The 12,972-nt window shown below is 45.3% G+C and carries 7 protein-coding genes and 1 riboswitch; of the genes, 6 read left to right on the top strand and 1 reads right to left on the bottom strand.

All coding sequences use genetic code 11. The features are described 5' to 3' along the window. The first annotated feature begins 2 nt into the window (after positions 1–2). The 5 genes from NST34_RS04775 (at position 3) to NST34_RS04795 (ending at position 9,650) form a co-directional block, all read left to right on the top strand. On the top strand, positions 3–1,343 hold the full coding sequence (locus NST34_RS04775) for a UDP-glucose dehydrogenase family protein (RefSeq protein WP_341127277.1): 1,341 nt from the start codon (positions 3–5) through the stop codon (positions 1,341–1,343). Positions 1,344–2,066: 723 nt separating this feature from the next. After that, positions 2,067–3,440 (top strand): sugar phosphate nucleotidyltransferase, encoded by a 1,374-nt coding sequence (locus tag NST34_RS04780; protein WP_036676586.1) that lies wholly within the window; start codon positions 2,067–2,069, stop codon positions 3,438–3,440. A 136-nt stretch (positions 3,441–3,576) separates the two neighbouring features. Further along, positions 3,577–3,656, top strand: a riboswitch (cyclic di-GMP riboswitch). A 12-nt stretch (positions 3,657–3,668) separates the two neighbouring features. Continuing rightward, positions 3,669–5,219: a glycosyl hydrolase gene (locus NST34_RS04785; RefSeq protein WP_341127278.1), complete on the top strand. Its 1,551-nt coding sequence runs from the start codon at positions 3,669–3,671 to the stop codon at positions 5,217–5,219. Positions 5,220–5,372: 153 nt separating this feature from the next. Then, positions 5,373–6,893: a glycosyl hydrolase gene (locus NST34_RS04790; protein ID WP_341127279.1), complete on the top strand. Its 1,521-nt coding sequence runs from the start codon at positions 5,373–5,375 to the stop codon at positions 6,891–6,893. A 51-nt stretch (positions 6,894–6,944) separates the two neighbouring features. Next, positions 6,945–9,650, top strand: a complete 2,706-nt coding sequence (locus NST34_RS04795) for a discoidin domain-containing protein (RefSeq protein ID WP_341127280.1) — start codon at positions 6,945–6,947, stop codon at positions 9,648–9,650. A 434-nt stretch (positions 9,651–10,084) separates the two neighbouring features. Here NST34_RS04795 and NST34_RS04800 read toward each other — a convergent pair whose 3' ends face one another. Further along, on the bottom strand, positions 10,085–11,140 hold the full coding sequence (locus tag NST34_RS04800; protein WP_341127281.1) for a GNAT family N-acetyltransferase: 1,056 nt from the start codon (positions 11,138–11,140) through the stop codon (positions 10,085–10,087). Between the two features lie 194 nt (positions 11,141–11,334). Here NST34_RS04800 and NST34_RS04805 point away from each other — a divergent pair, with 194 nt between their 5' ends. Next, positions 11,335–12,813 (top strand): potassium/proton antiporter, encoded by a 1,479-nt coding sequence (locus NST34_RS04805; protein ID WP_076299144.1) that lies wholly within the window; start codon positions 11,335–11,337, stop codon positions 12,811–12,813. The last annotated feature ends 159 nt before the right edge of the window (positions 12,814–12,972 follow it).

A 12,972-nucleotide genomic window follows, 5' to 3' on the forward strand; every position in this document is an offset into this window, starting at 1 on the left:
GTATGAAGCTGACAGTAATCGGTACTGGGTATGTGGGTCTTGTATCTGGCGTGTGCTTTGCACTGGGCGGACATCATGTCATCTGTGTGGATAAGGACGAGGAAAAGATTAAGAAGCTGAAACAGATGGAATCGCCCATCTATGAGCCGGGAATCGAGGAACTGATTGAACTGAATCTTCGTGAGGAACGGTTATCTTTTTCTGCAGATCTTCAGGATTCGGTGCGGCATTCAGATATTATCATTCTTGCTGTAGGTACGCCATCGCTGCCTAATGGTGAAGCTGACTTAACCTACATTGAGGGTGCAGCTGCTGAAATCGCTAAAGCGATGGACGGGCACAAAATTATAATGACTAAATCTACAGTTCCCGTAGGGACAAATGAGAAAATCTCCAAAATGCTCTCTAAGTTTACCCATCATTCTTTTGATATCGTGTCTGCTCCCGAGTTTTTACGTGAAGGGTCAGCGATTCGCGATACCCTCCATCCCGACAGAATTGTCATTGGTCTTGATAATCCAGAGCTGGAACCAACCATGCGCGAGCTTCATAAGGGTTTCACTGAAAATGTATTTGTAACAGATATACGCAGTGCTGAAATGATCAAATATGCTTCAAATGCATTTTTGGCCACGAAGATTTCCTTTATTAACGAGATCGCCAATATTTGCGAAAAAGTGGGAGCTGATGTAACCGAGGTAGCACAAGGAATGGGTATGGACCAAAGAATCGGGTCATCCTTCCTGCAGGCTGGCATCGGTTATGGAGGCTCCTGTTTCCCGAAAGACACTAATGCGCTCATTCAAATTGCGGGCAACGTCGATTACGAATTTAAATTATTGAAATCTGTAGTCGAAGTGAACAAGGGACAACGGTTTATGATCATCTCCAAGCTGCATGAATCACTTGGCAGCCTGCGCGGTGCGACGATTGGGATATGGGGGCTTGCCTTTAAGCCTAATACTGATGATGTCCGCGAAGCTCCAGCCAGAGAGATTGTTGAGGCACTGGTGGCTGAGGGGGCAACAGTCAAACTATATGATCCAATTGCAGCTACAAATTTCAGGCTGCAATACGATCATCCGCAGCTTCGCTGGTGCAATCTGCCTGAGGAAGCGGCTGAGGGCAGCGATGCCGTATGCCTCTTGACCGATTGGAGCCTACTCAAGGAGATTGATCTGCATCAGCTGGCGAAAAGCATGCGTAATGGGGTGCTGATCGATGGACGCAACGTGTATTCCAAGGAGCAAATCGAGGGTACCGGCCTCGTTTATCATTCTGTCGGCCGCCCGCAGATGGGTGGATTGAGCGGTTATTCTGCTAGTGTGGCTGGAGCGGTTTAATCTATATATATTGAACTTGAGATTTTTGTGTTAAGTGTCAGTCGCAACTGCGGTGAATGTTTGGACTTCCAGCCGCTCTTGTTTCCAGATTTCTTGATTTATATCGCTTAATAGCGGATGAAATCCGGAAAAGCTTATGCTTACGAAGTGAGCTTTCCTACGGAAAGCTTTTAGGCGGACGCTATCGCTCCTACAGTTCCAAAATTCCCCTCCGTCACTCCGTTCCCTTATCATAAGTTTTAAGCAATTTATAAAGTTAGAGTACTCTGATTGTTTATCGCAGTAGCAGATAACCTTGTTGTTGTAGTAGTACTTGCGTTGGCTGCTGCCTCCATAGGAGCAGAAGCAAATCTTTAGAAAAACGTGCTGCCTTCCGGCTGGTACAGCCCGGTGCAGTACGGTTCAAGCATTTAGAGGAAGTTGGTTAGGTAAAGAACGGAAAGGGAATTTGGAACTGTAGAAACGGAGTGTTCGCCCGAAAGATTTCCGTAGGAAAGCTAGCTTCGAAAGCATATGCTATCCTCGGATTTCTACCGCTGGCGGCGGTTCAAATCAGGAAATCTGAGGATAACAGCGATCGGAAGTCCAAAATCCCTTGGAGTGGTTCATACCTAATAAATTTTTTTAAAAATGCATCCGCTCGAACTAAGGCTAAGCGGAAGCTATACGTTTTGATAACAATTCAATTATGCTCATTTCCATATATTAAGGAGGGTTCATTCTATGAAAATGGTACTTCTATCAGGCGGTTCAGGTAAACGGTTATGGCCGTTGTCCAACGACTCACGTTCAAAGCAATTTCTAAAGGTACTTGAAAGCCCTCAAGGTGAACCAGAATCCATGGTACAACGTGTCTGGAGACAGCTGGAGGAAGCGGGGATGGCAGAATCATCTTATCTGGCTACCGGCCGCGGCCAAGTAGAAATGATACAAAGCCAACTGGGAAGTCATGTGCCGATTATCGTTGAACCGGAGCGTCGGGATACTTTTCCGGCTATCGCCTTAACAGCTACCTATCTTTATTCAGTGGCAGGTGTTTCTCCAGCGGAGACGGTAGCAATATTGCCTGTTGACCCTTATGTAGAAGCATCCTTTTTCGATACCATAGCTATGCTTGAGGGGACCATGCTGGAAAGTGGAGCAAATTTGGCACTAATGGGTGTTGTTCCTGAACATGCCTCAGAGAAATACGGATATATTATTCCTACCACCGAAGAGGCGGGGGGAAATGGTTTTATGAAGGTGAGTCACTTTCAAGAGAAACCAGACCGTATACAAGCAGAACAGCTCATCGAGCAAAATGCATTGTGGAATTGTGGAGTGTTTGCCTTCCGCTTAGGGTACTTGTTAGATATTTTGCAGCGTAAAGGGTTGCCTTTAGGATATGAAGAATTGCAGAAGCAGTATAAGCTATTGTCTTCCATCAGCTTTGATTATGAAGTGGTAGAGAAAGAAGAACATATTGTAGTACAGCCGTATGATGGATTCTGGAAGGATCTTGGAACGTGGAATACGCTGACAGAGGAAATGAGCAGCAAGCATGTAGGAAAAGGTTTTGTAACGGCGGATTCTGAGGGGACTTGCTTGATTAATGAGCTGGATATTCCGATTACGGTAATTGGTGCGAAGGATCTGATCATTGCGGCTAGCCCGGATGGGATTCTAGTTACCCATAAAGCTGAGAGCCCACGGATTAAAGAAGTGCTGAAGACCTTTGAACAAAGACCGATGTACGAGGAACGCCGCTGGGGCCATTACAAAGTTATTGATTATGTGAAATATGATGAAGGCAATGAAGTGCTGACCAAACGGATTTTTATATCCGAGGGGAATAATATCAGCTATCAATTACATCGCAAGCGTAGTGAAATTTGGACAATCGTCAGCGGCGAAGCAAGTATTGTGCTGAATGAGAAAAAACATAATGTGAAGGCTGGGGACGTGGTACGTATACCGGAAGGAACGAAGCACGCGATCCTTGCTTTGACGGATGTCGAGTTTATAGAGGTACAGACGGGTTCTGAATTAGTAGAAGAAGATAACATTCGTATTACTTTAGACTGGAATGATATAGAACTACAACAATTCATTTCATAGGTCTAACCTATCTATTTAACCAATCCAAAATTTCTTGAAACAGGTAAATTGACTCAATTATCAAAAAAAGTCATAAAAACACTAAATATATCATTAATTGTCGTCGATACTTACGGTAAGAGAGATTATTTCTCTTAAATTGAAAAGGCAAACCTATCGAAAGGTAGGGACGCAAAGCTATAGGGCCTTCGAAAGAGTGGCAGCCTGGCTACCGAAAGGGAGATTATTTTGAAAGCTTACCGTACGTATCGATTATTTGGCGCATTTCTGTCACTCGTCTTGTTTCTGACTGCACTTCCGCTTACTGTTGGAATTTCGCCGTCTGTTGTCATAGCTGCTTCAAATTCTGGAACGCCAGTTACCCCAGGAGCCTCACCTGAAGCCGTAAAGCTGCTTAACTATTTTTACTCGATCTCAGGAAAAGGTATTATTGCTGGTCAACATGACTATTTAGAAAGTCCAGATGAAATTAACAATATGCTGAAGGGAACCAGCGGACAATATGCCGCTCTTCACGGTTATGAACTGGGCGCGATCAGCGGTCAGTCAGAAGGAACGATGGCCTGGCAGCGTCAAAATGTGGTGAACAGCGCCATCAACTGGAATAAAGCGGGCGGGATCGTAGCTATGACTTTTCATGCTAACCTGCCGGGCACCTCTTATGACTGGGATAATGTAAAAAAAACACTTAGTCAGAATGAGTTCGATAGTTACGTTACACCGGGTACCAAGCAATATAACAATCTGATCGCTGAAATTGATAAGGTGGCAGTCCCCCTAAAAAGCTTGCGCGATGCCAATGTTCCGGTGCTTTGGAGACCCTATCATGAAATGAACGGGAACTGGTTCTGGTGGGGGAAGAAAAATAACTTTTCTAAACTTTGGAATATTATGTATGACCGTTTTGTTAACGTTCATAAATTAAATAATTTGTTATGGGTATGGAGTCCGAATGCTCCCAATGTTTGGTCAGATCCTTATGCGCTAACTTATCCAGGTGCTGATAAAGTAGATATTCTGGCAGCAGATATATACGAAAATGATTACCAGCAAAAATACTATGACAGCTTGTTGAGTCTAGCCGCAGGCAAACCGATTGCGATCGGGGAGAATGGTGAAATGCCTAATCTGGAGAAGCTTCAGCAATCACAAAGTAAATGGACGTATATGATGAGCTGGGGAAAAATGCTTTACGAGAATAACAGTGCAGATACAATTAAAACATTTATGAATAGCAACTATACCCTGACCAGAGATAAATTAAATACTGGTCTGGCACCGACACCTAGCGCTGCACCAGCGCCGGCACCTCCCGAAGAAGAGGGTGAGGCAGCCATTCCTCTTGCGAAGGGGCTTGCAGGAGAATATTACAACAACATACAGCTATCGGGAACAGCAGCTCTTACTAGAACTGATGCAATTATCGATTTCAATTGGCGGCAAGGATCGCCGGAAGCCGCCCTCGGGATTGATCGTTTCTCCATACGTTGGAGCGGTAAAATTAAGCCATTATATGATGAGCAATATACATTTTACACTACCTCAGATGATGGCATCCGTGTGTGGGTGAATGGGCAATCCGTGATTGATAGTTGGACTAAGCAAAGTGGTACTGAGCGTAAGGGTAATATAACGCTGAAGGCTGGCCAGCTATATGATATCAAGGTGGAGTATTACGAAAATGAAGGCGATGCGAGAGTCCGCTTGATGTGGGAAAGTGCTAGTCAAGCTAAAGAGACAGTTCCAGCAAGTGCACTTTATCTTCCGGATGTCTCCTGATTGATGAAAATTAAAGGTCGATCCTTAGTGGCTCTGCGTTATTGCAGAGCTACTAAGCTATAGTCCTCATTAGGTCAGAAGACGATTGTCCGATAACAGGTATGTTTATTTAGCACCTGTGGAGGCAGTACAGCTACCGAAAGGAGGATTTATTTGCGTAAATATTATAAGCAAAACAGATTGTTGTTTACTATATTACCGGTGTTTATTATTTTTTCCTTGCTGCCTTGGGGAGAGGTTAAGAGTCTTCCGAAGGCTATGAGTGTTTCTTCCGCTCTTCCTCCGGCTATACCAAGCAATCCATCAGCTTCTGAAGAAGCCAAGCAACTGCTGAGTAATTTGGTGAATCTACGTGGCAAAGGAATCCTGTCTGGCCAGCATGATTATCTAGAAAGTCCAGATGAACTGGTTCATAAGCTGAAGAATACATCGGGACAAAATGCCGTTCTACATGGTTATGAATTGGGGGCAATTAATAATCAACCCAAAGGGACGATCGCAGAACAGCGACAAGCTGTTATAGACAGTGCAATTGAGTGGTATCAAGAGGGTGGCATTGTAGCCATGACATTCCATCAGAGTTTGCCGGGGACTTCTCCGGAATGGTCCAATGTAAACAGAAGTCTCAGTCAAGAGAAGTTTAATGCTTATGTTACGCCTGGGACGGCTCAGTATAAGAGTCTAATCTCTGATCTAGACGAGATCGCTGGCTATTTGGGACAGCTGCGTGATGCCGGAGTTCCAGTCTTATGGCGACCTTACCATGAAATGAACGGCGGTTGGTTTTGGTGGGGGAAAAAGGACAATTTTTCAGCGCTTTGGAATATTGTCTATGATCGTTTTGTAAATACACATCAACTGAATAATCTACTGTGGGTGTGGAATCCGAATGCGCCGAATGAATGGGCAGATCCTTATGCTGCATATTATCCCGGTGCGGATAAACTCGATGTTCTGGCTGCGGATATCTACAATAACGATTATAAGCAGTCCTACTATGAGGATCTGCTCGCACTGGCCGAAGGTAAACCAATCGGAATCGGGGAGAGCGGACAGCTGCCGAACCCGGATGTATTAACTGAGAAACAAAATAAATGGGTCTATATGATGACCTGGGGAAAATTACTGACAGAAAATAATACGCTACAGTCAATTAAAAGCTTTATGAATGACTCGTTTATAGTATCGAGAGAGGATTACGTTCTCACAACAGGAGGCCCTTCGATAGCACCGGTAATCCCGGTAACTCCAACGGGTTTGAATGGAGAATACTATAACAATACTGATTTAGAGGGAGAAGCGGTACTTATCCGCGATGATCGTAAGATTGATTTTAATTGGCATGGCGGGTCACCTGCACAGGAGATAGATGAAGATCATTTTTCTGTTCGCTGGAAAGGGAAGCTCAAACCCAAATTCAGTGAAAAATATACGATTTCGGCATCCTCTGATGATGGAGTCCGTGTCTGGATTGACGGAAAGCTGATCATCGATAATTGGAAAAATCAAAGTGCAACCCTTCATAAAGAAAGTATCCCGCTCACAGCCGGAACACTTTATGATATCCAAATTGAATATTATGAGAATGAAGGAGATGCTAATCTTCGCTTGCTGTGGGAGAGTTCCAGCCAGAAGCAGCAGGTGATTCCACAAGGGGCATTGTTCCTTCCTTAATCTAATGAAATGATAGGGTTAGACATTCCGGAAGAAAGAGAGGACCTATGGATGGGAATAACGAGGAGAATATCTAATAGAAAAAATAGGATAACTGCAAACAAACCATTACTGTTATTACTGAAATTCACCGCATTAACCGTCTTGTTTCTGTTGTCTGTCTCTGTTTTCGGAACGAATAAGACGAACGATTATAAGGCAGGTGCCAATATACCAAGATTAGCTACAGGAAGTGATGTTGCAGCAGGAATACCGGATGGTACTGTGATCTGGAATCTGGGACAACATGATGGCTCAGCAGCTGAGTTCGCTGCGAGTGGCACTTCTGGCAGTAAGAAGGTATTTAATGTTCCTTCTTCAGCGCTCAAATCATCGGCTCTTCAGAGCTTGCCTGCAGGCTTGAATGGAAAGACCCAGCCGGAATTAACGATCACCTATCAGCTAAATAAGATCCCGGACAATGGGGTCTTATTTAGCGTAGGAATTCTGGATGCTTATAAATCCGTGCCGCAAATGAGTGTGTTTTCCAATCATCAATTGTCAGGGATCATTCAAATTGCGGGCGTATCGGGCACAGAAAGTGAATATAGCTTTCAAAAATCCTATGAATTATACATTCCCAAGGAGCAATTGAAGCTGGGAACGAACGAATTGAAGCTGCAAACGGTTCGCTGTTTATATTGCAGTGACAAAGAAGACGAATATTCCTGGTGGACTTGGGATAATCTCCGTTTAGAATCTCTTAACGCTCCAATTTCCGAGCCTATTCATGGCAGCTATACACTGACCGGAACAGTAGTGAATAATAAGCAGTTTTACTTTGATGAAGGTGCGGTTACGCACTTGCCTTATGTTATCAAATGGCTAGGGATGGCTTATAGCGGCAATGTGATGCGTACCAGCTGTGCCAGTGATGTCGGGAGATCCTGCTCAGATATGCTGGAATATTACAAGGTATTGCAGGATTACAACATGCAGGCGGTTGCTCTGTATTTGCATACTGGTGATATTAAGCTTAAGGCAGATGGATCGTTGCCTGCTGATGCGGAGAAAAAGCTGACAGATTATTTTGAACAATATAGCCCTTATTTTCAATATTATGAGGTAGATAATGAGCCAGGGTTATTTAATCGTTCTAAGGCAGTGAACCTGGCGATTGCGGACTGGTTGAATAAAAAGGGTAAGCAAATCGCGCCCCATTTACAAACTGTTGCTCCAGGCTGGGCGTATTGGCCGAGCTACAGTGAAGATTCCTGTGGTAATCAGAAGGGAACCGGGAAGGAATGTGGAGATCCGGATGGCTGGGAACGTGATCCAGAGCAACGTATGGAGCTGGAGAAGGTTACGGATTTGACCAATGGACACTCCTACGGTGACTCTTATATTTTTAGTAATGGAGGAAGCTTTACTGAGAATTTGAAGACCTTCACTGGCGCAGACAATGGACTCGGCAAAAAAATGCTGACCACTGAATTTGGTACCTCGGACAGTCATGTGGATGCCTATCAATACGGGGCAACGGAGCGGACAGCGGCTGTATTCGACCGGATCATGCGTGCACATATTGGTTATGCGGATATGTTTGTGCAGCATGCTGCTTTTTTTAAGGATTTCAGTTTATTCAAATACGGATTTAATTTAGAAGAGCATGATCCGGCAACCACAGAGATTTATTATACAAAAGAAAATGAGGATTCACGTGTCAGCATCATGAGAAGGCTCAGTCTTGCCTATGCTACACATGGAGCTCCATTAACTTACCAAGTTGCAAACAAAGATGTGTTAGCCGACAAGCTGGTATATGTTCGGGCCGTGGATACTTCTAAATTGAAGCCTCTTGCTGGAAGCGGGGCGACTTCAAATAAGGTACTGGTTAATTTCGTTAACTTTGAGTCTACTCCACAGACCGTGAGTGTAAATGTGACTATGCCGAAAAACGGGGTGTATGAAGGGGAACGTTTTGGAAACGGGGATACGTATGAAAAAGCAAGAAGTTATGTAACAGGCAAAAAGGCTACTCCCACGTTAACCTTTACGGAGACACTTGCTCCAGGAGAGGCTGTGCAGTATATTTTGCAGCCTTCCTCTGAAGTAAAGCCGTTGGCACCTAAAGGATTCAAAGCCGCAGCAACAAAAGGTTTAACTGTAAAATTAAATTGGTTGGAGGCACAAGGAGCAAGCTATGAGCTGCTTCGCGCTGAAGGTAGCGGCGGGGAAATGAAGGTGGTAGCCACCGATGTGAAGCTTACAGAATATACGGATCATAATTTACGTGAAGGGACGTTATATACCTACGCGTTAAGGGTATCCGGCTCTAATTTACTGTCCGATAAAGTTCAGATTACAGCCACCGGACTGGTTCCTCTGGATCGTACTAAATGGAAGGTATCCTCAAATGTGAATACGGCAGCCTCAGCTCCGAGTCTGGCCATCGATGGGGATCGGCGCACGCGCTGGGATACGGGGAAACATCAGGCCTCCGGAGAGTTTTTTCAGATTGATCTGGGTGAAGCACATGAAATTGAAAGAATAGATTTGGACAGCACGCTTTCACCTTTTGATTATCCAAGAGACTATATAGTTTATATTTCTGACGATGCTCAAAACTGGAACAAACTCACGTCTGGAAAAGGTACGAAAGAGCTTACTAAGATATCCTTTTCTAAAGTAAAGACGAGGTATATCAAAATTTTACAGACCGGATCCGGCGGGAATTATTGGTCCATTCAAGAGCTGCAGGTGTATTCCAGAGAATAAGGGTATCCTTTGAATTTATATAATCGTTTATAGCGCATACTAAATTACTGTGAGATAGATCTATAATGGAATAGGGAATTCTTCCCTATAAATTTTGTGTTTTAGGGTTGAACAGGTGGAATATAGGGAATTTCTCCCTGTATTCCAGCGGATATCGCCGTTTTTTAGAAAATCCTCCGTATTATAGGGAGAAATTCCGCATATCTGGGCAATTGTGAGGAAATCATCCTAAATAGAGGGAGTTTTTCCCCATAAAACTCCCTCCCCAACGCCCCATCACAATTTCTTAGACTGAGTGCAGAAGGTGGGGGAGTTTGGGATATCCTCATAGATCAGAATGTATATGTTCCACGGCATATATTATCTTTCTCTTTCTCGCAGAAACGGAAGCCGTCCTTAAAAGGACGGCTTCCGTTTATTCTTGTTTAAATCCGTTAAATGAAACGTAGACCAGACATATACGGCAAGGGAATGGCGTCGGAAGCCTCTGCAGAATGCGGGCTCGCTGGATCAAAGAGCAGCGAGATCAGCTCCTTGTCGTCCTGCACGGACGACAAGTCGAGGCCCTTACGGCAGCCTTCGGTCTGCCGCAATAGCGCTTCCCGGTCTGCGATGCAGACCGTCCCGCTGTTCGCGCCGCCGCTTAAGCTGGCGCCGGCGTCCCGCAGGAGCGCGAGCAAGCCGCGCTCCTGCCACGGCACAGGCACTTGCAGCGTGCCAACGCCGCCGCACAAGGCCGCCTTGGCCAGCAATGCCGCTACCGCGCTCGGCTGGCCGGCCCATTCCACCGCCGTCGCCGCGTTCGGCGCTGGTACGTCCGCAGCCGCGGGCACAGCCACTGCGGCGAACCCCTCGATGCTGCCGTCCCGAACGGCTACGAGTGTGCGCTGGGCCAAGCCCATCACACCCGCGTAAGCCTCGGTCCCCAGCAGCAGCGCCAGCTCACCCGGACTATATACATGTCCGGCTTCGCGTTCATTGAGCAGCCGGTAGACGGCGAAGAAGTCGCCCGGCTGCATTGGCCGCAGCGTCCATTCTTCTCCTGCTGCGGCTGCAAGTGCCTGAGCTGAGCTTGCGTTCAGCTCGGCAAATTGCGTACCTCCGAACGGTACGCACCCTGCTCGGGTGTATAACGAACGATCACCCGAGACAAAAATCAGCGATGCCTCGGCCTCGGCAGCGTGACTCTGGCATAGCTGTAGAAGTTGGCCCGCCAGTCCTTGGCCCCGAAAAGCGGGATCGGTGCAGACAGCACCTATGGAGAATACATTCAGGAAAGCATCTCCAGTCTTGATCGTGGAGGGTACGAGCCCCATGAAAGCAGCAACCGTTCCGTCATCGGCAATAGCCGCGTAGGAATGACTGAGTCCAGGGCGGAAAATAAGTGGAAACAGTTCTTTCATTGAAGTGGCACCCGGTTCACGAAAGACAGAATCTGCAAGCAGAGCCGCTTGATCTAGCTCCGCAGGTTTAATTAATCTCAATTGCATAACATTCAACCTCCTATATGTACACACGATGGGGAGAAAGCATTTACATAAAGTATAAGGCCCGGGGAATGAAATCTCCAATCTTGTTTATATTATTCAATGTCTCAAAAGGATATCGAAAAGGGTAATAAAGTACATAAATAAGGAAGCTTCTTATATTTTAAAGCTAGAAGAGAAAGGGAAGTGAATAATCGGTGTCCCAACTTGCAGATAATATTATATTATTACTGGCAGCACTCCTGCTTGTAGGCGTATTTTCCACCAAGTTCTCCACTAAATTTGGAATGCCAGCTTTAGTGCTGTTTCTTGCTGCGGGGATGGTGCTAAGCCAATTTGTTTTTTTTAACAATGCTTCCTTAACGCAAATGGCCGGGATCTTCGCATTGGTTGTCATATTATTCGAAGGTGGCATGCAGACGAATATTAAGGATATTAAACCTGTTATTCGGCCAGCATTATCCTTATCAACGGTAGGCGTAATCATGACGACAGCCATTGTAGGGGTATTCGCTAAGCTGATCCTTGATGTGACATGGCCAGAAAGCTTTCTGTTTGGAGCGATCGTTGGATCGACAGATGCGGCTGCAGTCTTCTCGGTACTCGGCGGTAAGAACATTGATAAACGTCTGACCTCGACGTTAGAAGCAGAATCAGGAAGCAACGATCCAATGGCGGTATTCTTGACAGTCTCGCTAATCGAATGGATACAGCATCCGGATATGGCGATATGGGGGCTGCTGTTGTCTTTTATATGGGAGATGGGCATTGGCTTAGTACTGGGTTTTGTGCTGGGGAAGATCGCAGTTTTCTGTATCAATCGAATTAACCTGGATTCTACAGGTCTTTATCCAGTAATGGCGATTGGCTTTGCTGTTCTGACCTATGGTTTATCAGCATGGGTACATAGCAGCGGGCTGCTGGCTGTTTATGTTATGGGCCTTACGCTTGGGAATTCCGAGCTAATGTATCACCGTACCATTATGAATTTTAGTCATGGCTTTGCTTGGATGATGCAAATATTTATGTTCATACTGCTTGGTTTGTTAGTATTTCCACAGGAGCTGGCGGAAGTGGCATGGCAAGGTATCTTGTTATCCGTCATTCTGATGGTTGTAGCTAGACCAATCGGTGTATTTATAAGCCTGCACTTTTCCAAATTTACGATCCGCGAGAAGACTTTGATTTCTTGGGCCGGACTTCGTGGAGCCGTTCCGATTGTGTTAGCGACTTATCCGCTGCTGGCTGATCTGCCTCACGGACGACTATTCTTTAATGTTGTGTTCTTTGTCGTACTGACCTCGGCGGTGATTCAGGGAACTAGTATTTCCCCGCTAGCATCCCGATTGAAGCTTGTGGGGCAAGAAGATTCAGATCAGCCTTCCCTGATGGAGCTGGTTGCTCTTGGCAAGACAGACTCGGAGTTTAACCATATTGGAATTAACCCTTATATGCCGATTGCTGGACAGAAGATTTCAGAAATAGGTCTACCAGATGATATCTTATTTACGGCAATTATCCGCAATAAAAAGATTGTCACTCCGCATGGCAGTACTGTTATTGAGCCTGGGGATACTGTGTATGTCCTAAGTCCAAAGAGTAAGCGTGATGAGATGAGGGCTTTCTTCCGCAGCAGGAAAGGAAAGACCGCGGAGGAGGATGTTTCTTTAATCTAGAGAAGAGACTCTTTTACCAAAGTGTGACACACATAATAGGCTTCATAACATAAGCTGTGCTAGAATCGGCACAACATATAATCTCCAGAATAGTTGCAAAACACGAAAGAGTGTGTTAAATTGTATATAGATTTAGAACGAGTCTAAATACAATTATAA

It is taken from the genome of Paenibacillus sp. FSL H7-0714 (genome assembly GCF_038003765.1).
Lineage (GTDB): Bacteria > Bacillota > Bacilli > Paenibacillales > Paenibacillaceae > Paenibacillus_AQ.